At 52.6% G+C, this 21,900-nt stretch carries 22 protein-coding genes; 14 read left to right on the forward strand and 8 right to left on the reverse strand.

Features of this window, described 5'->3' with window-relative positions; all coding sequences use genetic code 11:
• Window positions 1-5: 5 nt before the first annotated feature.
• Entirely contained in the window at window positions 6-320 is a 315-nt protein-coding gene (locus IM267_RS07205; protein WP_045336018.1) for a PTS sugar transporter subunit IIB, read from the reverse strand.
• 293 nt (window positions 321-613) lie between these two features.
• Here IM267_RS07205 and IM267_RS07210 point away from each other — a divergent pair, with 293 nt between their 5' ends.
• Window positions 614-1,564 carry a LacI family DNA-binding transcriptional regulator gene (locus IM267_RS07210; RefSeq protein WP_063452081.1) on the forward strand — a complete coding sequence of 317 codons (951 nt, stop codon included), beginning with the start codon at window positions 614-616 and terminating at the stop codon, window positions 1,562-1,564.
• A gap of 255 nt (window positions 1,565-1,819) precedes the next feature.
• Complete coding sequence (locus IM267_RS07215) at window positions 1,820-2,239, forward strand: GNAT family N-acetyltransferase (protein ID WP_193033075.1); 420 nt, start codon at window positions 1,820-1,822, stop codon at window positions 2,237-2,239.
• On the opposite strand, the gene IM267_RS07220 is transcribed toward IM267_RS07215, so the two are convergent.
• Complete coding sequence (locus IM267_RS07220; RefSeq protein ID WP_193033076.1) at window positions 2,236-2,883, reverse strand: TetR/AcrR family transcriptional regulator; 648 nt, start codon at window positions 2,881-2,883, stop codon at window positions 2,236-2,238. The two genes, IM267_RS07215 and IM267_RS07220, sit on opposite strands and share 4 nt — an antisense overlap.
• A gap of 79 nt (window positions 2,884-2,962) precedes the next feature.
• Between IM267_RS07220 and IM267_RS07225 the strand changes: the two genes are divergently transcribed.
• The 4 genes from IM267_RS07225 to nlpA all read left to right on the forward strand — a co-directional run bounded on the left by IM267_RS07225 (window position 2,963) and on the right by nlpA (window position 6,232).
• Entirely contained in the window at window positions 2,963-4,462 is a 1,500-nt protein-coding gene (locus IM267_RS07225) for an MDR family MFS transporter (RefSeq protein WP_063868676.1), read from the forward strand.
• Window positions 4,463-4,579: 117 nt separating this feature from the next.
• Window positions 4,580-4,840 (forward strand): antitoxin, encoded by a 261-nt coding sequence (locus IM267_RS07230; protein WP_193033077.1) that lies wholly within the window; start codon window positions 4,580-4,582, stop codon window positions 4,838-4,840.
• Window positions 4,841-4,843: 3 nt separating this feature from the next.
• Window positions 4,844-5,242: a type II toxin-antitoxin system VapC family toxin gene (locus IM267_RS07235; RefSeq protein ID WP_107534356.1), complete on the forward strand. Its 399-nt coding sequence runs from the start codon at window positions 4,844-4,846 to the stop codon at window positions 5,240-5,242.
• 189 nt (window positions 5,243-5,431) lie between these two features.
• Window positions 5,432-6,232: a lipoprotein NlpA gene (gene nlpA, locus IM267_RS07240; protein ID WP_193033078.1), complete on the forward strand. Its 801-nt coding sequence runs from the start codon at window positions 5,432-5,434 to the stop codon at window positions 6,230-6,232.
• 18 nt (window positions 6,233-6,250) lie between these two features.
• Here nlpA and IM267_RS07245 read toward each other — a convergent pair whose 3' ends face one another.
• Together IM267_RS07245 and IM267_RS07250 are read right to left on the reverse strand one after the other, a co-directional pair.
• Window positions 6,251-6,931, reverse strand: a complete 681-nt coding sequence (locus tag IM267_RS07245) for an EAL domain-containing protein (protein ID WP_063868680.1) — start codon at window positions 6,929-6,931, stop codon at window positions 6,251-6,253.
• 74 nt (window positions 6,932-7,005) lie between these two features.
• Complete coding sequence (locus tag IM267_RS07250) at window positions 7,006-7,626, reverse strand: LuxR C-terminal-related transcriptional regulator (protein WP_063868682.1); 621 nt, start codon at window positions 7,624-7,626, stop codon at window positions 7,006-7,008.
• Window positions 7,627-8,201: 575 nt separating this feature from the next.
• Between IM267_RS07250 and IM267_RS07255 the strand changes: the two genes are divergently transcribed.
• Complete coding sequence (locus tag IM267_RS07255; RefSeq protein WP_193033092.1) at window positions 8,202-8,837, forward strand: LuxR C-terminal-related transcriptional regulator; 636 nt, start codon at window positions 8,202-8,204, stop codon at window positions 8,835-8,837.
• A 6-nt stretch (window positions 8,838-8,843) separates the two neighbouring features.
• Here IM267_RS07255 and IM267_RS07260 read toward each other — a convergent pair whose 3' ends face one another.
• Genes IM267_RS07260 through IM267_RS07275 form a run of 4 tightly spaced genes read right to left on the reverse strand, consistent with a single transcriptional unit; the run spans window position 8,844 to window position 13,761 of the window.
• A complete protein-coding gene (locus IM267_RS07260; RefSeq protein ID WP_193033079.1) occupies window positions 8,844-9,908 on the reverse strand; it encodes a fimbrial protein in 1,065 nt (354 codons plus the stop codon).
• Window positions 9,909-9,923: 15 nt separating this feature from the next.
• Window positions 9,924-12,416 carry a fimbria/pilus outer membrane usher protein gene (locus tag IM267_RS07265; RefSeq protein WP_107534365.1) on the reverse strand — a complete coding sequence of 831 codons (2,493 nt, stop codon included), beginning with the start codon at window positions 12,414-12,416 and terminating at the stop codon, window positions 9,924-9,926.
• Between the two features lie 15 nt (window positions 12,417-12,431).
• Window positions 12,432-13,124, reverse strand: a complete 693-nt coding sequence (locus IM267_RS07270) for a molecular chaperone (RefSeq protein WP_107534367.1) — start codon at window positions 13,122-13,124, stop codon at window positions 12,432-12,434.
• A 52-nt stretch (window positions 13,125-13,176) separates the two neighbouring features.
• Window positions 13,177-13,761, reverse strand: coding sequence for a fimbrial protein (locus tag IM267_RS07275; RefSeq protein WP_107534369.1), 585 nt, complete (start codon window positions 13,759-13,761; stop codon window positions 13,177-13,179).
• 374 nt (window positions 13,762-14,135) lie between these two features.
• On the opposite strand from IM267_RS07275, the gene IM267_RS07280 reads away from it, so the two are divergent.
• The 7 genes from IM267_RS07280 to IM267_RS07310 all read left to right on the forward strand — a co-directional run bounded on the left by IM267_RS07280 (window position 14,136) and on the right by IM267_RS07310 (window position 21,840).
• On the forward strand, window positions 14,136-14,948 hold the full coding sequence (locus IM267_RS07280) for a winged helix-turn-helix domain-containing protein (protein WP_063868696.1): 813 nt from the start codon (window positions 14,136-14,138) through the stop codon (window positions 14,946-14,948).
• Between the two features lie 18 nt (window positions 14,949-14,966).
• The gene (locus tag IM267_RS07285) at window positions 14,967-15,437 is read left to right on the forward strand and encodes a hypothetical protein (RefSeq protein ID WP_063868698.1); all 471 of its coding nucleotides are present in this window, start codon (window positions 14,967-14,969) and stop codon (window positions 15,435-15,437) included.
• Window positions 15,438-15,664: 227 nt separating this feature from the next.
• Entirely contained in the window at window positions 15,665-16,288 is a 624-nt protein-coding gene (locus IM267_RS07290; protein ID WP_063452098.1) for a common pilus major fimbrillin subunit EcpA, read from the forward strand.
• Between the two features lie 45 nt (window positions 16,289-16,333).
• Window positions 16,334-17,011, forward strand: a complete 678-nt coding sequence (locus tag IM267_RS07295; RefSeq protein ID WP_063452099.1) for a fimbria/pilus periplasmic chaperone — start codon at window positions 16,334-16,336, stop codon at window positions 17,009-17,011.
• 6 nt (window positions 17,012-17,017) lie between these two features.
• Complete coding sequence (locus IM267_RS07300) at window positions 17,018-19,612, forward strand: CS1-pili formation C-terminal domain-containing protein (RefSeq protein WP_107534371.1); 2,595 nt, start codon at window positions 17,018-17,020, stop codon at window positions 19,610-19,612.
• Complete coding sequence (locus IM267_RS07305; RefSeq protein ID WP_193033080.1) at window positions 19,590-21,179, forward strand: receptor; 1,590 nt, start codon at window positions 19,590-19,592, stop codon at window positions 21,177-21,179. The genes IM267_RS07300 and IM267_RS07305 overlap by 23 nt, the downstream gene beginning before the upstream one ends.
• Complete coding sequence (locus IM267_RS07310; RefSeq protein ID WP_226847971.1) at window positions 21,157-21,840, forward strand: hypothetical protein; 684 nt, start codon at window positions 21,157-21,159, stop codon at window positions 21,838-21,840. Before IM267_RS07305 ends, IM267_RS07310 begins: the two co-directional genes overlap by 23 nt.
• Window positions 21,841-21,900: the final 60 nt, after the last annotated feature.

Genomic DNA, 21,900 nt, shown 5'->3' on the forward strand with positions numbered 1-21,900 from the left:
ACCTTTTAGTGTGCCGCTTCGATGAGCGACAGAGCATAGTCCAGTACTTTATCGCCACGCTGCATGCCATAGTCCATCATGTCGATGGGCTGCACCGGAATGCCTTGCGTCGCTGCCTTGTCTGAAAGCGTCTTTAACATGTATTTCACTTGCGGTCCGAGAAGTACCACCTGATAGTGCGGAAACTGCGTATCGAATTCGGATACGCCGTACGCATCTATCTTCACGGGCAAGCCCCGTTCTTTTGCAACATCGACCATTTTGCTGACCAGCAGGCTGGTGGACATCCCGGCAGAGCAGCACAGCATAATCTTGAACATCGACAACCATCCTCAAAATGTAAAAAGTTATTGCGAGGATGATTGGACATGATACGGAAACCGGTTTCCATTCATAAAAGACAGAAGTGTGACAACCATCAATATCCCCTGCTTATGGGGCTTATTAACTGGATGTGGGTCACATAATTTGGCTGTTTTGACATCAATTTGAGTGGAAACGGAAAATCGGTTTCCATGGAAAACGGAAACGGATATACTCCGTTCTGGCTATAATGTGAGCCGTAGCGGTGATGGAAATTACAGGCGCCAGTTGCGTCTGACAGGGGAGAAAGATGTCTACAATCAACGATGTATCACGTCTGGCCGGGGTGTCCAAAGCCACGGTATCACGGGTGTTGAGCGGGTCGCGTGGCGTTAAGGAAGCCAGCCGTCAGGCTGTGCTGAAAGCGGTGGATGAGCTGAACTATCGTCCTAACGTGATTGCCCAGTCGCTGCTCAGCCAGTCGACGGGCTGCATTGGGGTGATTTGCGCGCAGGAGAACATTAACCAGACCACCGGTTACCTTTACGCGCTGGAAAAGCACCTCAGCCAGCATCAGAAACACCTGCTGCTGCGTTTCGCGCACACCAAAACAGAAGTGATGAACGCCCTTGAAGAACTCTCCTGCGGCTTATGTGATGACATTCTGGTGATTGGCGCGCGTTTCCCGCTGGATGTCGACATGGACAACGTGATTCTGGTCGACTGCATGGAGGCCGATAACGCCAACAGCATTCAGTTCGATCACGCGTTCGCGGCTGAAACGGCGTGTAACTACCTCACCAGCCAGGGGCGTCGCCAGATTGCCCTGATCCACCCGCACGGCAGCGGATTCGCTGACCAGGTGCTGCTGGGCTACAAGCACGCGCTGGAGAAAAACTTCCTGCCCTTTAATCGCAACCTCGTGTTTATGGACGCGACCTCGTCGTCCGTTGCGCTTCAGGAATTACTCAACAACGCGTCCACGCTGAACTTCAACGCGTTGCTGGTGGCAGACGAGCAGGAAGCCCAGCGGGTGATCCCGCAGCTTCAGGCGTTTAATAAATCGGTACCGGAAGACATCATGGTCTTTAGCCTGGCCGGTTCGCTGCATCTGCCGGGTATCCCGGTGATCCCGGCTATTGAGTATTCCATGGACGCCATGGCGGCGCGCATCGTGACCTGGCTGAATGAAAAAACGCAGATGCTGGGGTCGTACGTGCTGCGTGGGGATTTAATTATTCCGGATGTGCGCAAGCGTTAAAGATGTTTTCCAGGCCGGGTAAGCGTAGCGTCACCCGGCGCTTAACCCTCAGTAATCTTCCATACAATCTACCTGACTCACCGCATCCCAACAGGCGCCCAGGCGCGCTGATTTCATCATGACCTCCGGTAAAGTCACGGCTTTTTCCTGAAATTTAGGGTGGCTTTCAGCGTCGTGACCCCAGCCAAAAGTATGAATTTTCCCTGCTATGCATCTGTGCGATAGTGAAACAGCACAAAAAATAAGGAGAACGCTATGCATCTGACCACGACAGAGAACGTCACGGCTGAAGAAAAAGAAGAATTATTAACGGGGCTAAGAGCCTATAACGCGCAGTATTTAGATCTTGCGACGTTTAGCGGCGATATTGGCGTATATGTGCGAGACGACAACGGCGTCATGCTGGGCGGGTTAATCGGCGTACGTAAAGGCGACTGGCTGAACATCGACTATCTGTGGGTTAGCGACAGCGTGCGCGGAACGGGCGTTGGCAGCCAGCTCATCAAAACGGCCGAAGAAGAGGCCCGCCGCAAAGGCTGTCGTCACGCGCTGGTGGATACGGTCAGCTTCCAGGCGCGTCCGTTCTATGAAAAGCAGGGTTATCAGGTGCAAATGTCCTTGCAGGATTACCCTTATCAGGGAATGCAGAGACACTACCTGACCAAACATCTTTAACCGCCGATCCCGTTGCCGATCACGGCTAACACGTGGCGCACAACTTTCTCCGGCGAGAGGGCGCTAAGCCTCTCGTCGTTGCGCATGCGTGAGAACGGCACCAGCACCAGGCTCAGCAGCGTCGTGAACAGCAGTTCGGGGGCCAGGGCCGGATTCAGCTTTCCTTCCTGCTGCCAGCCTTTAATGGTTGCCAGCGTGGTCTGATATTTCTCATCGCCAAAACGTTCCTGCAAATGCGTACGCAGTACCGGCATCTCGCCAATCACCTCCTGCATCCACAACGGTGCAAACCAGTGGTGCTCTTCCGCCAGTTCGGCCAGCACCTTAACCATTTTCGTAAGGGCATTGACCGGAGACTCCCGGTTGTCGGCGAAAATGGTCCCGATCCGCTCGCGTAACGGCAGAAAGCGCTCCTCGATCATCGCATCCAGCAGCTGCTCTCTGGAGTTGAAGTAATAGTGCAGCATGGCGGGCGTCACGCCAGCTTCGCGGGCGATGGCGTTCAGCGAGGTATTGGCAATCCCCTGGCGGGAAAAGAGGTTCAGGGCGATATCCAGCAGCTGCTCGCGGCTGGCGGTAACGCGTTTGCCGCCGCGCGGACGACCGGGACGGCGGGGTTCAGAATTGTCTTTTAGTGCTGGCACGTTCGCGCTGTCTCTTGATCTTATCCATAACTTACCTGAATATTAATTATTCGATTAATTAATTTCAAGCGATTCTCTTATGGAGTCTGACGTCATGACTCAACCTGCGAAAAACGCGCCGTCGATCAAGCTGCTGTTCAGCGCACTTCTGCTGGTGATGCTGCTCTCGGCGCTGGATCAGACCATTGTTTCCACCGCGTTGCCGACCATCGTCGGCGAGCTGGGCGGGCTGGATAAGCTCTCCTGGGTGGTGACGGCCTATATCCTCAGTTCGACCATCGTGGTACCGCTGTACGGCAAATTCGGCGATCTGTTTGGGCGTAAAATCGTCCTGCAAATCGCGATTGTGCTTTTCCTTGTGGGGTCGGCACTGTGCGGTCTGGCGCAGAACATGACCCAGCTGGTACTGATGCGCGCCCTGCAAGGGCTGGGGGGCGGCGGTCTGATGGTGATCAGCATGGCGGCCGTAGCGGATGTGATCCCGCCTGCCGAACGTGGTCGCTATCAGGGGCTGTTTGGCGGCGTGTTTGGCCTGGCGACGGTGATAGGCCCGCTTATCGGCGGGTTTCTCGTTCAGCACGCCTCCTGGCGCTGGATTTTCTACATAAATCTGCCGCTGGGGCTGTTTGCGCTGCTCGTTATTGGCGCGGTCTTCCACGGCAGCGCGCGGCGCAGCAAGCATGAGATTGATTACCTGGGGGCGATTTACCTCAGCATGGCATTGCTGTGCATCATTCTGTTTACCACCGAAGGGGGGACGCTTCGCCAGTGGAGCGACCCGCAGCTGTGGTGCATTCTGGCCTTCGGCCTGACGGGGATCGCCGGGTTTATTTACGAAGAGCGGCTGGCGTGGGAGCCGATTATCCCGCTGTCGCTGTTCCGCGACCGCAGCTTTCTGCTCTGTAGCCTGATCGGTTTTATTATCGGCATGTCGCTGTTTGGCTCCGTCACTTTCCTGCCGCTCTATTTACAGGTGGTAAAAGACGCCACGCCGACGCAGGCCGGCTTGCAGCTGATCCCCCTGATGGGCGGGCTGTTGCTCACCTCAATCATCAGCGGGCGCATCATCAGCCGCACCGGGAAATACCGCCTGTTTCCGATCCTCGGCACGCTGCTCGGTGTGGTGGGAATGGTTTTACTGACGCGCATTTCAGTCACGTCCCCCACCTGGCAGCTGTATCTGTTTACCAGCGTGCTCGGCATGGGGCTTGGGCTGGTGATGCAGGTGCTGGTGCTGGCGGTGCAGAACAGCGTGTCTGCCGATCAATACGGCGTAGCGACCTCTGGGGTGACGCTGTTCCGCTCCATCGGCGGGGCTATTGGCGTTGCGCTGTTTGGCGCGGTGTTCACCCATATTCTGCAATCAGGCCTGACAGAAAGACTGCCGGAAGGGGCTGAACTGCCGCGTGAACTCAATCCCGTTGCCATTCACCATCTGCCTGATGCACTGCGTCTGGACTATCTGGATGCGTTCGGCTCGGCTATCCATGCGGTGTTTATGCTTGCGGCAGGGATTATGGTGCTGGCGTTTGTGCTGTCGTGGTTTTTGCGCGAAGCGCCGCTGCGTCGGCAGGCGTGAGGTTAGCGGTTCTGTTATTTATTGCGAGTCGCTTTCTGAATTTTAAATGTCTCTCTTGTCGCTTTCCGGGGCGCGAGCGCATGCTGTGGGCTGGTCAATAAACCCACAGAGGTTGCCATGGAGCGCACAGCGAAACTATTCAAAAAAGGACGACACCAGGCCGTGGTCTTGCCTGAGGAATTTGCGTTTGAAACGGAGAGTGTTTATATCCGCCGGGATGAGGAGGGGAATGTGGTTTTGACGGCAAGGTCTGAGAAAGAACGGCACAGGGATAACTTTTTGCGCATGCTCAAACAAACGCATGTGCCTGATTCTTTTCTAAGTAAAGAGGAGCGCAATCAAAGCTATACGACAAGAGATCCTCTGGAAGGGCTGTAGACGATGCTGCATATGCTGGACACTAACATAGTAAGCCATCTGGTGAGGCAGCATCCTGAGGTTGTAAACCGATATTCGCAAATCACGCCTGAAAAGATGTGTATTTCAAGCGTAACGGAGGCGGAGTTGCTTTACGGCGTAGCCAAAAAGCAAAACAACAAGCTGCACGAAACCATAATGGAATTTCTTAAGACCATAACCATCTGCGCCTGGGATAGCGAAGCCGCAGCCACCTACGGTGAACTGCGTGCGGCAATGGAAAAGAAAGGGAAGGTGATGGGCGATCTCGACCAGTTGATTGCAGCACACGCCATCAGCCGCGGAACGACGATTGTCACGAACGATCGTGCCTTCGGGATGGTGCAGGATCTTACTGTTGAGGACTGGACTACCGCAGCCTGATCCCCATCGCCCGGTGGCGCTACGCTTACCGGGCCTACACGTCCCCCGTCACGTAGGCCGGGTAAGCGTAGCGCCACCCGGCAACAGGCCGCATATAACCTATCCGTCTTACTGATGCCTTTTCGTTTTTTAGCCTGCCGTCTCGTTGTCGATATAGTCTTCAAAACCACTGTCGAAAGGAACTGTCTCGTGAAATTTCAGTTGAGTGCTCTGGTGCTCGCGGGCCTGCTGCTGGCGGGTTGCGATCAAGGCGGTAATGATGCCAAACACATTAAAGTCGGCGTGATTAATGGCGCTGAGCAGGACGTGGCGGAAGTCGCCAAAAAGGTGGCAAAGGAGAAATACGGTCTGGACGTGGAGCTGGTGGGCTTTAGCGGCTCGCTGCTACCCAACGATGCCACCAACCAGGGCGAGCTGGATGCTAACGTTTTCCAGCACCGCCCGTTTCTCGCGGAAGATAACAAGGCGCACAATTACACGCTGGTCGCCGTCGCCAATACCTTCGTCTTTCCGATGGCGGGCTACTCCCGAAAGATAAAATCGGTGGCTGAGCTGAAGGACGGCGCGACCATTGCGATTCCAAACGATCCGACCAACCTGGGTCGCGCGCTGTTGCTGCTGCAAAAAGAGAAGCTGATTACCCTTAAGCCGGATGTTGGCCTGCTGCCGACGGCACTGGATATTACCGCGAATCCCAAACACGTACAGATTATGGAGCTGGAAGGGGCGCAGCTGCCGCGTGTGCTGGACGATCCGAAAGTCGATGTGGCCATCATCAGTACCACTTATCTTCAGCAAACGGGGCTGTCGCCGGTACATGACAGCGTCTTTATTGAGGACAAAAACTCGCCTTACGTGAATATAGTGGTCACCCGTGAAGACAACAAAGACGCCGAAAACGTGAAAGAATTTATTCAGTCCTATCAGTCGCCGGAAGTGGCGAAAGCGGCAGAGACCCTTTTTAACGGTGGCGCGGTGCCGGGCTGGTAGGCCACGGTAAGCTGGCCCTCACAGCGTAACGCGGGCATCGGTGCGGCTTTCGGGCCACAGAAAACCCTGACCAGACTGTGCGCCGGACGCGCGGGCCCGCTCCAGATCCCGCGAATTCTCGATGCCTTCGATAAGAATTGATTGCGCGATGCCTGCCCTGACCTCCTGCACAAACGGGGCAAGCGGCGCGCGCTCCCGCAGCGCTGAGCGATCGATTTTCACTCCGTCCAGCGGCAGCGCCAGCCGCGCATACGCCTCAGCCAGCTCCCGGGTTAAATCGTCCAGCCAGATTTGCCATCCCGCCTCTTTAAGCCGAACAAGCGTGGCATGAAGACGGCCTTGCTCAGCATCACTCAGCCGCGTAATGGTGAGGGGATCCTGAATTTCAATCGTTAGACGGTGCTGATGGCGCAACGCCAGCAACAGCCCGATAGCGTGTTCATTAAGAAGGTGTTCTGCGGGAAGGTTTAGCCAGTAAGCGTCCCGGGCAGGTATCTGTAAAAGGGTGTTGGCCTGCCAGAAGAAGATTTGCAGCGCGCTGCGCGAAGGCAGAGAGGCAAACAATATCTCCAGATTGACGTTATGGATCTCCACGAGAACTTCATGCGCGAAAACCTGGCCCGAATGAAGATCGACAAGCGGCTGAAATCGCAGCCCTGAGATACGTTGCAGCAGGGGAGAGGGAAGAACGGTATACATGCTACAGCCTTAAGAAAATGAAAAAAGTTCCCGCGGACACGGGAACAAAAGGCAAACGACACACGGTCAAATTATTAATTCAGGATCCAGCGAATGCTCTGGTAAAACGAGGGGCCACGCACGGCTTTCAGCTTGTTCATGGCGTTGTTTTTATAGAAATACACCAGCCTGACGTTACACCCCAGCTGGCGGGCGATTTGCTTGGTTTTGAGGTTACAGGAATAGCCGCGCAGTACGCTGGCCTCCTCGCTGGACAGCCTTGCCGGAGTTCGTAAGCGGGTGGTCATGCCCACGTTGTAACGGCCAGATCCTTGCGGCGTCTGGCTCATCAGTATTTGCCACAGCGCTTTGATATCCCCCAGTGAGACTCTTTTACTGATTACCCCATCAACATGTTTGAATTTCAAATAGCCTGCGGATAACGAATAGATATAGATCTTCGCCGTCACTTGCTTCTGTTTAATACAAAGGATGTCGTCATTTGTTGTCACCCGGAAATGACGTGTATTCAATGGATCATAAATGATGATATCAAAGAGTTGTTCACTCTTAGCGAGTTCTTCGATATGGGTAAATCCATGGAAAATAACATCCTGTTTTTCGTCAGGCTCACGCTTTCCAAGCGATTGCAGGCCAATCATCGTGAATTCGCAGCTGTCAACAACGGCAACGTGAATTGTTTTTTTATTTTGCATTGGCATTCTCCTTTCGCTGAGTAAACAGTCCATATAAGAGATACTGGTGGACTCGCACTCTCTTATTTCACAAAGAATAGCGAACACTTTTTTCAAATAACGCGATGCGATGACATCAATGTAAGCCAATACAATCTGTCGAGTAAAGCTGCTGCTAATTATTAGCGGAAGATAAAATTGAAAAATGGTTTTAATGATAAATGCAATCTTTTTAATCTTCTAATAATATTCATGCCAGATTTTTATTCTGCAAAAGCGTGGATAATAAGCATTTGGCGGTTGTTTAATGGGGTTTATGCCCCGTTTTTTCAGTGGCTTACTGGTGTTTATGCCAGAAAGGTTATGATCGTTTCAGGATTATCTACAGACCTTTCTCTGCGAGAGAAAAGCGTTTACAGAATAAAATAGAATTTTTTCTATAAATTTAATGTCCTTGTTCAGAATTTTAAGTCTGAGGAGGATAAAATCCTGGCGCGAAGAGGTTGTGAGTGGTGAATACATAAACTATTATCGTTTTCCTCCGGTCACGAGAATTTAGAAAAGATATGGATAATACTGAGCGTGTCGTAAGGGTAATGGTGTTTTACAAAATAAATATATTTAAAGAGATAATATGCAGGGCACTCCAGGACCTTTTACCCGATTACGTACTGAAGATTACTCAGGTCGATTCCACAGAACAGGTTCTGGCGGCGGTGGCAGATAATGATGTGGATGTTTTCTTCACTGAATTTAATTATCTGCTTAATCATAAAGAGTGGAGTGCAGAGATCAGCAGCCGTTTCACATCTTTATGTAAATCACATCACGTCAGCCGCGTGCTTTTGGTACCCGAACTGCCGTACGGGCTGTTAAAAAAAGTTCTGGAGATGAAATTTGAATTAACCATCAGCCAGCAGGATGAATTAACTGAACTGAAAAAAGAATTACCCGCTTTGCTCATGACGGATGAACAAAAACCGTCGCTCTCTTCGTGGCTCAGGCGGGTAGTGCGGTCAGGTTCCCGATCGCGATCTATCCTGTCGGCCAGAGAGTGGGAGGTGCTTCATCTTATCGTGGAAGGATTTTCAACGACCGAGATTGCCCGTCATCGAAACCGCTCGGTAAGCACCATTGCCACACAGAAACACAATGCGATGAAAAAGCTGAATCTTTCCAACCATAGCGAACTGATTAAGTATGTGCAAATGGTTGGAAAGATGGAGGAATAGTTCACATCAGGGATAGATAATATTCAGCGTAGCCGAGGTATTGATCTTGCCCTGGCTTAACCGGGCGGGTGCCCACACGTAATAGTACGCGGCCATAGGAACGGTGAAATGGTCGTTCAGCGCCGCGCCAGCCGCCACACTGAAAATCATCGTGGCGTTGCCGCGGCTGGTGGTTGAGGTCGAAAAGGTTACCGGCGTCTGCGGTACATCGCGCTTTATCAGCCGTAACCCCACGCCCTGCGCCGCGCTGCTGCTGCCGTCGATCAGCACCGAGCTGTCGGTTGACAGCAGCTGCGTGCTGGAAAGAAACATCTCGATTGTTCGATCGGAATTTCCGTTAACCCCGACGTTCTGACAGCTCATGTTCAGTGAAAAAGGCGTCAGCCCCGGCTGTGAGGACGCGCTGAGCTGGGGAATGCCGAGCGTCGGAAGCGCCACGGTCAGCCCCGCGTTGTCAAAGGAGCAGGTAGTCAGCTTCGGCGCGTATTTGATGATCATCGGCTGACCAAACATATCGCGGTTGTCGTAAGGCCACTTGAACCCGCTGAATAACCACTGGGCGATTTTGATGACCTGATTGATTGGCCAGAGGATGATTTCCAAAAACGACAATCCGCTCATGTCGCTGACGAACAGAACGTCGCTCATGTTCGCCGTATCACCCGTCAGCGTGGTGCCGCTCTGGCTAACGAGGGTGAAGCGAACCGTAAACGGCGTGTTCAGTTCAGCCGCCGTATGGTTTCCGCTGGCGGATAGGGTTTTGTTGGCCGGGGGATTGGTGATCTCCGCCCGCACCATATACTTATTGTTGCTGAACCCGAGGATGGTGGCGTATTTACTGTCGGTCGACAGGATCGGCGTGTATGAAAACTCGCTGTTGCCCGTCGTGCAGTTGAACGAGCCGCTGTACTGGGTGGAGAAGCTGCCTGTCCAGGTCGGCGTGGCGGGGCTCAGCTTATCCGATAAATCCACGGTAATGGGCGTGCCATAAACGATGCTGCTGCCGGAGCAGGTGGCATAGCTCATCCCGCTAATGCTGGTGAGGAGCAGGAACATGAATGATCGTAACATAATGATAATCCGTAATTAATGGCAAACCGATGAGGGGCTGTTCAGCCCCCAGGCCGGGGCAGAGATTTCGCACTTCCCGCCGCGGAGATGCACGTTGAGCGCGCGTGGCGGCTGTTCAGCGCGGATATACAGTACGCTGGCCTGGCCGACATACCCGACAGACTCACCGTTTTCATCAAGCACTTCGGTCCCGAAGGGCAGCGGTTTGCCGTCGGCACGCGTCGCATGCAGCACCCACGACTGGCGTTTGTCGGTTTCAAAGCGGATATAGCTCACCGCCCCGTCGTAAGGGGCCACGTTAGCCATGTTGCCGATCACTTCCGCCCCCGCGCTGTTTTCCGTTTGCGATAACGTAATGGCGTTTTTGCGGTACGGGGTAGCGTAAGGCACCAGCGCTACGCCATCGCGGTTAGTCACAATGCTTTCATCGCCGTTCACCATCAGCCCCTCCGCCTCAGGCGCATCGACGATAGTCATGGTGCTGCCGGTTTCGTTTGAGGCGAGAACGTGCCACGGGTAGGCCACCAGGCTTCCCCGTCCGCTGAGCCCGGTCTGGCGGTAGTCAGAGGATTCGCTGTAAGAGCCGCCAAGTGTCGCAAAGTTCGAACGGTACGCCGTGTTAACGCTTGCCGCATTTTTACCCCCACGCGCATTACTGCCGGAGAGGGTGTAGCTCAGTCGGTTCGACGCCAGCGCATTTCCGCTCATGCTGATGTTGCTCTGCTCATAATGTGAATCGCTGGCCGTCAGGCTGGAGGTGATCCAGGCATTATTATCAAACAGCGAGAACGGCAGGCTGAGGGAGAGATAAAGGCGCGTCTCTTCTTCGCTGTCTTTATTACGCACCCGGCTGGCCGACAGGGTATAGCTGGCGCGGCCAATGGCGTTGGAATAGCCCATCTGATACTCGCGCGTGGTTTGCTGCGAATTCCAGTAATCGCGCTGTGTGCCGGAGATAAATACCGTGCCCCAGTTATCGAGCAGGCGCTGATTAAGGTTAAGCGTGAAGGTGTTTTTGGGCTGTGCGGCGCGCAGGGCATCCCAGGTGCTCAGGGACATGTCGGGCGCCACGCCAAACCGATCTTCGTATTCGTCGTATTGCGCTCTGAGGCGCTGATACCCTTCACGTGAATAGAGTGCGTCGCTAAAGCTGTAATAGCCTTTAGTGGAATAGCGATAGGCCGCCAGCGTGAAGTTGGTGGCGGTGGTATCGATAAATTTGCTGTACGACACGCGGTAGCTCTGACCGCTGCTGGTGCGATCCTGTAGGGTGGTTTTAGCGTGGGTGACATCAAACGAGACCGCGCCAAAGGGAAGGTTCCACCCGGTACCGACAAGCCCGGCCTGGTAGTCATCGCTAATAATCGTCCCGGTATACCCGGTGATAAGGTTGTTGAACCCGTAGCGTAGCGTGGCCTGCATAAATGCGGGTTCGGCGTCGAGCGTGTTCTGGTGCACTTTACCCGCCACCACGCTGTACTGGCTTACTCCCTCTTTTAACATGCCGGGCACGGCGGAAAACGGCACCGTGAAGGACTGCTGCGATCCGTCTGCCTCACGCACAACGACCAGCAGATCGCCCGCAGAGCCGGTAGGCTGAATGCTGTCGAGCGTAAACTGGCCTGGCGGCACGTTCTCCTGGTAGATCACGTTACCGTTCTGGATAACTTTCACCAGGGCGTTCGTCCGCGCCACGCCGTGAACCACCGGTGAGAAACCCTGCTGCGAATTTGGGCGCATTTTCATGTCCGACGCCAGCGACACGCCGCGCACGCGCATCGAATCAAACAGATCGCCCGGCATATAAAAGTCACCCAGCGTCAGGTTGGAGGTCAGCGAGGCCAGGGGGCGGCGCAGGTAACGGGTATTATTCTGCCACTGGCTCTCCCCGCTGGCCGATTTCCGCCAGGCGCTGCTGTCGCGAAACTGCCAGCCGAACAGGTTAAGGCCGGAATCCAGCCCGGCATAAAAATCATCGTTCGTGTCTTTCGCCGTGCCCTTAGTTCGGGTGTTATACCAGGTCGTGTTCCACGAGAGCATCAGCGCCGGGATCCCTTCGCTCCAGAACTGGGGGGCAATGTAACCTTCTTCTGTACGCAGCACGGCCGCCTGCGGAACGGTGAGCGCCAGGCTCAGGGTACTGGTATCGGTTTTGACTTCACCGCCCTGAACCAGATCGCGCAGCTGGACCTGCCCATGCGCAATGGCAGGCGCAGGAACGGACGCGGTATTAATGCCAAGCGACTGGGCATCTTTCCAGGCAAGACGGATGTCGTCACGCTGCTCGCCGTAGATGACGGTATAACGCCCCCTCCAGCTGCCGTTTACGTAGATATCCATCTCCTGACTGCCGGCAGGCATGACGTTGTTTTCGGAAAAGCGAGACAGATCGGACTCACCGGATGCGCCAGCAAGCAGGGAGGGATCAAACGAGACGGCCCCTGATTTATGCGAAAGCAGAAGCGTGCAGACTGCCAGCAGACAGAGTCTGTTTTGTTTCATTTTCATGGTGAGTCTTTCCGATCACTGACTGGTGAAAGTCCGGGTTTTATACGCGCCAAGATCGTCCACATACATCAGCTCGAGGGTCTGTCCGCGCTTAACCGTATTTTTTGTGGTAACCGTCAGTTGCCCAAACGGGGAAACCATCGGGGATTCCTGGAGTAATTTCGTTTTACCCAGCGAAATATTGGCCACAGTAATATGGAACGGGCTGTTATTGGTGATGCGAAGGCGATCGCCGTCGGCGGCGAGCGTCAGTTTCGCCACCGCGTCATCCAGCGTGCCTTTAAGTGCAGCGGGCCGATAAAAAAGCTTGATACGAGATTTAATCGCCAGCTGAACGGTATTCTGGTTTTGCAAATTTTCAGGCTTGGGCGGAATGTCGAGGACATTCAGGAAAAAGACGGATTCGCGATCCGCAGGTAAACTGGACGGCAGCTTTTTAATACGAAGCTGTTGGCCATTATGTTCATCGACCTTTATCACCGGTGGCGACAGCAGAAACGGCACATTTGCGGTTTCCGGCGTGGAATTAATATCACCGTCATCTATCCAGGATTGCACCAGAGCGGGCGCATCGCCCGTATTCATTAACTGGACGATCACCTCTTTGTTATTTTCAGGATAAAGGACACGGGTGCCATTAATGACAATATTGGCCCATGAGTGACCCGTGCTTAGCAGTAAGCCTGCCAGCAAAATTGCCTTGCGCATGATTGCAACCTTAAATGCAGGCTCTGCGAAAGCAGAGCCTGAATAATCATTATTACAGGTAGGAAATGGTATACGTTACGTTGGAGCTTAACTCGCCCACCGTTGCGGCAGCGGCGTTTGTTTTATAGTAATAAACATCCAGCGTCAGCGTTTCGGAATCTGGCTTGGTCGATGTGCCCATAATCTTGGTTGTGTAAGCCTGGTTCAGCGTAATAGGCGTAGACGAGCCTGTCTCTACCAGCGCAAAGCCAACATTACGCGCCACGCTGGCATCGTTTTCGTTCACGCTGTTATTCAGCAGGTATTTACCGTCAGTGGAGATATTATCCGCGCTGGAGAAATAAATTTTCAGCGGAGTACCGGTCGTTCCTGCTGCCGGCGTACAGCCTGAGAAGGTCAGCGAAATAGATTTTTTATTCTTGGTGATCAGGCCAACCGTGGTGCCTGCATCTTTTACCGTAATAGGGGAAAGCGCAACGGTAAAGTCCGCGCTTTTACCACCGTTAATGGTACAGGTTGTATCGGTAATTGCGCCGGTAAAGTTAATGATACCACCCGCCGAATTGTCTGCGGCCATAGCGCTGGTAGAAGCCACAGCGGCAGCCAGAAGTGAAACGGTCATGATCGATTTGAACATGATAAACTCCATAAAGATTTGTGTAATTTAGAATGAATGTTAATCGGCTACACATGTCCCTGATGTACCGGCTAGACGCATGGCGACGCGGGAAAGTGCTTTGACGATATTATGTTGCACTAAAAATGTACACAACAAAACATTATTCCAACAACTTCGAAAGTTTAAGATTATAATCTTGTCTGGACGTTTTTTTTAATGTTTTAACCTAAATGCGTAAGTTCGAAGATTTTTATTAATGAATTAATAATCGTTAATTAATGAAGCTTTATGAATTCCTCTCTTAATTAATATCACGCGACTTGACCACATAAACTTTAGACTTATTATTGCCTGGCAAATGCACAAAATTTTAACAATGGCGTAATAATTATATGAAGTATCTCATTGATCTTACAATGCTTTATGAAGTGGATGCCGGTATGATCATGATTAATGGAGAGGAAGAGTCATCCATTAAGTTATCTAACCAGGCGGGACGTCTGCTTTATGAACTTATCATCAACAATGGTAAAACACTCGACAGAGATGACCTGATAAAGAAGGTCTGGGAGGACCATGGCTTCTCCGGCTCCTCGGTGAGTCTGAACGTTGCCGTCAGTGAAATCAGAAAAGCATTTCGAACATTAGGGTGCGACCCGTTGCTGATAAAAACCATACGCGGCAAGGGCTTCAGCCTTGCCGCGCATATTGAGCATCACACGGTCAGGCCGCCGGTTGTGTCAGCGCTTAGCGAACAATCTGCTTCTGAAGAGGCTGATACATTACTGCATAAGAAAGACGCCGATCCGCCTAAACGAATAATATCGATGCATACGCTCTTTCTTTCACTGTGCACGTTGTTACTGGTTATCGTTATTGGCACCGTTATTTTACTGTTGCACCAGAGAGTGTCCTATGCCGAGAGCCTGAAAGATTCTGATATGCATCTGCTCGGTAAAGTGGACAGGTGTACGGTATACCTTATCGATAAGAATATGTTTCAACCGCGGCAACACTACTTTAATCACGTAAAAGAGGTCCTTGCAAAACAACATATCGACTGTCAACACCAGGTTGCCGACGCTTACTATTCCAGGTTTAAAAAGTCACAGATAGAAAATTATTTTTTGGCTATCTGTTATCAGCAGGACAGTATCGACGATTATAAGAACTGCATTTCTTACAGAAGCCTGACCGGGAGTTAAAATATGTCAAGGACTAAAATGAGTGTCATGTTCGGTATCGTACTGGTACTTTCTGTCATCGCCTTAGTGTGGGTCTATTTTACCAGAACGCAGGATGAGGGGTTTGGCTGCCAGTCAGATACCATTTCCTGGAAAACCTATTCCACGGGTGATTTAACCGATATGTCGTTAACCACGCTATTCCTGTTCAACAACAAAGATGTTGTGACGGTTATTCACAAAGGCGTGCTAAAGAAAGAGGGCAAAAGCTACCTGATTGACAGGAATTACACGCTCAGCGTAGAAAAAGTCGACGGAAGCAATATCTTTTATATTAAGGATAAAAAGCTGAATAAATCTGAAGATGATGTAGCGCCGGATGGTGTTGTAAACGAAATGTTACTTGATAATATCAACTTCTTCTATATTACCAGCGTTAAACCGCACGCCTGGTTAATTAAGGGGCTGGTTTTACCTGTAATGATGTGTGTGGCTGTTCCAACGTCCTGATATTTCTCTTTACTGAAAAATCGATATTTATCTATCGCTCGAGAAGTTGAGTAATTTACTCAATACGTAACAATAAGATACGGGGGATTTATTTATGTTTTTATTGTTGCGCACCGCCGAGTGAATTTTTCTGTATTGCCTCGTTATTTTGCGGCTGTCTATACTCCGCCTCGAAAAAGGGGCTCCCCTTTTTATACACGTGGATTCTTTTTTGAAGGACTAAATAAATGAACAAACTGAACGCTATCGTTCTGGGCTCCCTGCTGTCTGTTTCTGCGCTGAGCGCAGTTAATGCCGCAGAAACTACGGCGTCTGCTACCTGGCAGGCAACTGCGACCAAAGACAGCGAATCTGACCTGGTTGTAACGCCAACGCGTGCTCTGAACTTCGTTTACAGCGCCAACACGAAATCTTTCAACACCGATACCGGTCTGTTTGATGTGGCTATCCGTGGCGATCACTCGACGGCGACCAGCTTCAAGCTTGAAGCCATCCTCGACGATTCCAACAACACGCTGTTCAGCGTGGGTGGTGAAGCGACCAAACTGAAGGTAGGCGCGCGCTGGGGCGGTAACGATCTGGGCTCTATCGGTGGCACCGTAGGTGCAAAATCTACCGCATGGACCACGCTGGTTGATTCTTCTTCTAACACCGGCGTTTCTTCTGGCCTGTGGAACCTGACCACCAGCGCTGGCGCGGTGGCTGATACCGAAATTACCGGCCAGGACAAATTCGTCTTCTACGTTGACTCCGCTCAGGACAACGCAGGCGCGACGAAAGAGTTCAAAGACCTGACCAACAGCCTGTGGGAAGGTACCGTTGCCGTTGCGTTCCGCGCAACCTGGGGCTAAGGCCTGATCGATCCAGGGGCGCAAGCCCCTGTTTAGGGAAATAGCATGTTTAACCTCAAATCCGCCTTCTTATTTTTATTATTTATTTCTTCCTCCGCGCTGGCCATTAATGTGGGAAAAGTCACCACCATTATTCCAGCAGACGCTGATTCCACCGCCAAGGAAATAAAAAACGAAGCAGACAGCGTGCGTATTGTTTCTGTTCGCGCACAGCGGATCAGCAGCCCGATGGATGAAGGGATCGTCATTAATCCGGAGAAAGTGGACGAGCTGTTGCTGACGCCCACGCGCATGGTGATGCCCGCCGGCACCAGCAACATTGTCAAATTTTACTATCACGGTAATGCCGATAACAAAGAGCGTTACTACCGCATTACCTTCACGGATGAAGGGGTGAGCGAAGAGGTGGACAGCGGTTCGCCAAAAAACGGCACCGGGATGACGCGTGCGGTGGTGAGTACCATTCTGGTGGTTCAGCCTCGTGATAAGAAGATCGACTTCGTCTATGTGGCGGGAAAAATAACCAATAAAGGGAACACCTCGTTTCGCGTCAATGCGACCGGGACCTGCCTGAAGCCGAATCCGGAATCACCGACTACGCCGTGTACCAAAAACTTCTACCTGATGCCGGATACCTCGCGCGCTATCGAGGATATCAACGTTACGGATAACCATTTTCATCTTGGAATATGGGACCTGAAACAGTTCATACCTGTTAAGTAAGGATGCATGGTGAAAAATAAATTAGTGTTGCCGGTGATGATGGCTTGCGCATCCGGCACGCTGCCCGCGCTTGCGCATGCAGCCTCAAGCTCCGTGGTTATCGCTAATTACCGTTTTCCCGACTCGCTTTATGCACTGCTGGAGCAGGGGATCAAAATTCCCGTCTATCTGGTCAATACGCGGCCACATTCAGCACAACAAGGGAACCACGAAGGCACGGCGAGCGAATATGTTCGTCTGGGTGACGTGACGCTCTTTGCGAAGGATATGAAGCTGGGGCTGAGGGATGTTCAGGTCCAGGAGTCTGATAACGGCATTCGTCTGTCAAAAGAGATGCGAACGTTATTGAAGAGCATTAACGACAAGCAGTTCGACGATAAGATGCGCATTCCGGTCAGTGCGGGGTCCGCGTTCGAGCTGGATCAGAAAAAAATGCGCCTGTTGTTGAATCTGTCGCAAAGCGATTACGGGGTGAATATTCGCCCGCGTGAGGTGGACATTGATGCGCCGGAGTCTGACGACCTGAGCGGCACCTTTTCCTACAACCTCGGGGCGTATCACACCGAGAGCGGCTACGGCGACAGCTGGTCGTCGGGTTATCTGAACGCGAGAAACTGGATCTCAATGGGCGTTGATCATGTGCTGATCGACGGCTCTGGCTACGTCAACGAGAGCAGCAGCGACACCCAGATGAACGCGGTCATGTGGGAGCGCGACTATCAGGGTATGCGCTACGCCGCAGGCATGCTGAACGGCTGGGCAATGCAGTCTCTGGCGAGCGTCAGCGGCATTTCCGGCGGTGAAGTCTACGGCGTTTCCATGGGCAACCAGGCCAACTCGCGCAAGCGCGATAACACGCTCTCCCTGACGCCGGTGGTGGTCTATTTCCCGACGGCGGGCGAGGCCCGTATTCGTCGTGACGGGCAGCTTATCGGCATTCAGCGCTTTGACGTCGGTAACCATGAAATTGACACCAGCGGCCTGCCTTACGGGATCTACAGCATCGAAGTCGAAGTGGTAAGCGGAAGCCGCACCGTGTCGCGCAGCATGTACACCGTCAATAAGCCGTTCTCCAGCAACGTGTCGGAAACGCTGCGCTGGCAGATGTGGGGCGGGATGTATAGCCGCGATAAGTCCGTCGTCAATTATAAAAAATACGCGAAGCGCAAAAACGAGCAGGACGACACGTACTACTACGATTACGACACCAAACATAAAGACACCATGTCGCTGGTGGGGGCCTCGTTCAGCAAGCGCAGCGGGATGGTCGACTGGAATGCTTCCACCTACATGATGCGGGAACACATCGTCAGCGAGCTGTGGGCCTCCCTGAACCTGACGGGCTATTTCTCGGTGAATACCCAGACCATGGCGGCCTCCGACGGAACGTACCGCGCCAACTATGGCATGAATCTTAGCCTGCCGTGGCAGATCGGTTCGGTCTGGTACTCCCATGAACAGCTCTCCAGCGGCAAGTTCCTGGACATCTATGAGAGCAAGGGCAACACCTGGGGCGCCTCGTTTAGCCTGCCGTCGTTCGGCCTGCCCTCGGCGGGCAACCTGAGCCTGATGCGCCAGGAGGACGACCTTTATCGCTATAAACGCTATCAGCTGGACTACTCGCAGGGATTGTACGCTGGCCGCTACGGCACGGCGCGCCTGCGCGTGGGGATGTCGCGCAACAAATACGACGGGTATTACGAAGAGAAAGATCGTTACGTGATGCTCGATTTCGCCATACCGCTCGGCAATACCGTGTCGGTTGGCGTTTCCCACAACCGCGATACCGGCACGGCATTGAACGTCAGCGCCAGCCGCCAGTTTGAGGGCGATTACCTGAAATCGGCCACCGCCAACGTGTCGAAAGCCTTCAACAGCCGCCAGGATCGCAGCGTAAGCGGCGGCGGCAGCGTGAACTTCGATACGCCGTGGAACAGCAACATCCTTAGCGTTCAGAGCGGCATGAGCAAAGGCTGGAACTCCACGCTGACCAGCGACGGGAGCGTGGGCTGGTCCAAAGAGGCCATCGCCGCCGGGAAAGGCACCGAAAGCGCAGGGGTGATTGTCAGCACCGGTCTCAAACCTGATGAAGCACTGACCCTGAAGCTTAACGGCCGGGCGGAACGCATCAAAGGGGATAAAACCTGGCTGTCGCTGCCGGCATACCAGGCTTATGACCTGGAGGTGATGAACAGTGAAACCGGTACGGAAAGCTATGAGATTGGCGCGAACGCGCGTCGCCATATCACCGTTTATCCGGGCAACACCGTGGTGATGAAGCCGCAGGTGAAGAAAATCGTCACCCTGTTTGGCCGTCTTGTGGATGCAAACGGCAATCCGATTGGCGCCACGCAGATCAAAAACCACGTCGGGCTGACCCGGACGGAAAACGACGGACGCTTCGTAATCGACGTTGATAAGAACAACCCTGTCCTGAGCATCGCCACGCCGGACGACAGCGTCTGCGAAGTGCGCCTGGACATTGAGTCTAACCGCGGTGCGCTGTGGCTCGGGGACATCTCCTGCGGAAAAGGCGATTACGTCTGGCAGGAAGCAAAAGGAACGCAGGAACGTGACGATGAAAAAGATATTCGCTCTTAATCTCTTATTGATAAGCGCCGCAGCGCAGGCGGATCAGCTGCCTTATTTCGCCATCAATAACCCGGACAGTAACGGGACGGGTAACAGTGCGGCGTTGTTTAGCCTCAACGCCAGCTCGGCCTCGTTTTTACATGGGTCGCGGGAATGGCCAAGCCTGAGTAACAAGGTGAATAACGGGATTGCCACCTATATTCCGGACAACGGCTTTAGCGGACCTCCGGGCAGCGCGCTAACCATCAATTTTAGCGTAACGGGATCCAGCGCCTCGCCATTCTTCAAGGGTACCTCGTGTTCATCTAGCTGCGGTACGGTGGGCTACACCCCGACGACCAGCTATACCGATACGTCGATGGTGGTGAAGCCACCGATCATGGAACCCGCTACCGCCTATGGCCGCTGGGTTCTGGGCGATCCGTTCTTTGACTATTTGCTCAATGCGGCTCCCGGCAACGAGGTGACCATTACCTCTAAGCCGCAAAATTCCACGTCCAGCAAGACCAATACGCTGCATAAAGTGGGCACGCTGACCATGACCAACTCCAGAGCGCTGGATCTGGGGATTGATCCGATCACCGGCGAGGTCACGATTGTGGATGGTTCAACCGGGGATACCTGTACCAAATATACGCGTAATACGGTATCGGGCGTACTGTGCAACCTGCTGGAGTATACCTTCATCGGAGAAGACGTTACCGGTTACAGCCCTGGTCTGGCGCTTACCGCATCGCGCATTAACAGCGTGCTTCAGTCGCACATGAATGGCGGAACGGGCCTTGCCGCGGAAATTACCTTCGATGAGAAAACCTGGTACAGCATCTCCGGCGGTATTTTGAGCGACACCCGCGTGCTGGCGAATACCTTTATCAGCGCGCCGCAAAAAAATGGCGGTAAAGCATATCTTAAGATCTTCATTCCTAGAGGGTTAATTCTGAGCGTAGCGCAGGCGGGGGATGGTAGTAACATCGGCAATATCGTCAGTATGTGCCTGTCGCCTGCTAACAGCACGCTGGCGGCGGACTTCTGTTTCCAGCCTGGCAGCGGACTGGTAATTAATCCTATCCAGCCGGGGCTTGCTATCGTGCCGGATAACCCAGACTACACCGTGGATTCGAACGGCCTTGGCGGCTCCGGAAAAGGGGTAATTGGCGAAGCGCCAATTGAAATTCCCTACACCATTACCTACAGCGGCGCGCAAAAGGATGCCGCAGTGGCAGTGACGGTGAAAGTTACCGGGCCTACCCAGAGTCTGAACGGCACAGACTATTGTGCCTTTAGCGGAAACGGCTTCACCGTGCCCATTCCCGGCAACGTATTGCTGGGTAAGAGTCAGACGCTGAAGGCCCATAACTGTAAAGGCGAAGTGCTCTCCATCCCGGCGCCTGCCACCCATGCGGAAGAGTGGGAGAAGATAAGCTCTGGAGTGACGGACATGTGGCTTTGGAAAACGCCGCTGGTATTGCAGTTTGTGATGAATAACCCGGTCTCGAAAACTACCTATGATGGTAATAGCTGGTTTGGTGAAGTTACTGCTCAGGGTCGAATTGATGTCAGCGCTTCCTGGAATTAAACATGTTATGACTGGAAAATTCCTGGCTATTTTTGCAATAAATTGCTTCATTTCTACAGGAGCAAATGCTTTAATTATCGAAAGTCTGAATATAGATTTTTTGCCAGAAAAAGAAGTCGTTTTTCAGCCCATAAAAAATGATACAAGCGAACGTCAGAATTATACAGTTTCACTCATTCAGGTCGATGTACCAAAAGAGCGTGGGAAAGAGACTGAAATAAAAGATGGCGAAGTCATGTATTCGCCTAAACAATTAACGCTGGAGAGCGGTGAGCGGGCAGGGTTTAAGTTTTTTTATACCGGCCCGCACGATAATAAAGAACGCTACTATCGCGTAAAATTCACCGAGACGCCGCTTCAGGCAAGGGCTGTAGTGAGCAAAGGCCAACGCATTCAGTCGGATGTGGTGGTTTCGCTTGAAGCTATATTAATAGTCCGCCCCTGGAACCGGCAATTTAGTTATACGTTTAATAACGGGGTGGTGAGTAATACCGGGAATACGTATTTTAAATACGTATCCTCACAGGGGTGCAGTACCCAATATAATGACTCAAAATATCTTCCGCCGGGACAACGGCTGGAAATAGATGATTACGCACAGCCTGCAAGACGAATGATTATTTATGGGAATAAGATCATTCCACTTTCTAGCTGTTCGTAACAAGCGCTTTCCTTCATAAAAGGAAATTAACCTTCGGCACAAGCTGAAGATTTACTACTA

It is taken from the genome of Enterobacter cloacae complex sp. P15RS (genome assembly GCF_014895905.1).
Lineage (GTDB): Bacteria > Pseudomonadota > Gammaproteobacteria > Enterobacterales > Enterobacteriaceae > Enterobacter > Enterobacter quasihormaechei.

What these genes read in the sequence shown, in the direction of transcription:
- IM267_RS07205 (WP_045336018.1), bottom strand. Translation starts at nt 320, where the DNA reads ATGTTCAAGATTATGCTGTGCTGCTCTGCCGGGATGTCCACCAGCCTG.
- IM267_RS07210 (WP_063452081.1), top strand. Translation starts at nt 614, where the DNA reads ATGTCTACAATCAACGATGTATCACGTCTGGCCGGGGTGTCCAAAGCC.
- IM267_RS07215 (WP_193033075.1), top strand. Translation starts at nt 1,820, where the DNA reads ATGCATCTGACCACGACAGAGAACGTCACGGCTGAAGAAAAAGAAGAA.
- IM267_RS07225 (WP_063868676.1), top strand. Translation starts at nt 2,963, where the DNA reads ATGGAGTCTGACGTCATGACTCAACCTGCGAAAAACGCGCCGTCGATC.
- IM267_RS07230 (WP_193033077.1), top strand. Translation starts at nt 4,580, where the DNA reads ATGGAGCGCACAGCGAAACTATTCAAAAAAGGACGACACCAGGCCGTG.
- IM267_RS07235 (WP_107534356.1), top strand. Translation starts at nt 4,844, where the DNA reads ATGCTGCATATGCTGGACACTAACATAGTAAGCCATCTGGTGAGGCAG.
- IM267_RS07245 (WP_063868680.1), bottom strand. Translation starts at nt 6,931, where the DNA reads ATGTATACCGTTCTTCCCTCTCCCCTGCTGCAACGTATCTCAGGGCTG.
- IM267_RS07250 (WP_063868682.1), bottom strand. Translation starts at nt 7,626, where the DNA reads ATGCAAAATAAAAAAACAATTCACGTTGCCGTTGTTGACAGCTGCGAA.
- IM267_RS07255 (WP_193033092.1), top strand. Translation starts at nt 8,202, where the DNA reads ATGGTGTTTTACAAAATAAATATATTTAAAGAGATAATATGCAGGGCA.
- IM267_RS07260 (WP_193033079.1), bottom strand. Translation starts at nt 9,908, where the DNA reads ATGTTACGATCATTCATGTTCCTGCTCCTCACCAGCATTAGCGGGATG.
- IM267_RS07265 (WP_107534365.1), bottom strand. Translation starts at nt 12,416, where the DNA reads ATGAAAATGAAACAAAACAGACTCTGTCTGCTGGCAGTCTGCACGCTT.
- IM267_RS07270 (WP_107534367.1), bottom strand. Translation starts at nt 13,124, where the DNA reads ATGCGCAAGGCAATTTTGCTGGCAGGCTTACTGCTAAGCACGGGTCAC.
- IM267_RS07275 (WP_107534369.1), bottom strand. Translation starts at nt 13,761, where the DNA reads ATGTTCAAATCGATCATGACCGTTTCACTTCTGGCTGCCGCTGTGGCT.
- IM267_RS07280 (WP_063868696.1), top strand. Translation starts at nt 14,136, where the DNA reads ATGAAGTATCTCATTGATCTTACAATGCTTTATGAAGTGGATGCCGGT.
- IM267_RS07285 (WP_063868698.1), top strand. Translation starts at nt 14,967, where the DNA reads ATGAGTGTCATGTTCGGTATCGTACTGGTACTTTCTGTCATCGCCTTA.
- IM267_RS07290 (WP_063452098.1), top strand. Translation starts at nt 15,665, where the DNA reads ATGAACAAACTGAACGCTATCGTTCTGGGCTCCCTGCTGTCTGTTTCT.
- IM267_RS07295 (WP_063452099.1), top strand. Translation starts at nt 16,334, where the DNA reads ATGTTTAACCTCAAATCCGCCTTCTTATTTTTATTATTTATTTCTTCC.
- IM267_RS07300 (WP_107534371.1), top strand. Translation starts at nt 17,018, where the DNA reads ATGGTGAAAAATAAATTAGTGTTGCCGGTGATGATGGCTTGCGCATCC.
- IM267_RS07305 (WP_193033080.1), top strand. Translation starts at nt 19,590, where the DNA reads ATGAAAAAGATATTCGCTCTTAATCTCTTATTGATAAGCGCCGCAGCG.
- IM267_RS07310 (WP_226847971.1), top strand. Translation starts at nt 21,157, where the DNA reads ATGTCAGCGCTTCCTGGAATTAAACATGTTATGACTGGAAAATTCCTG.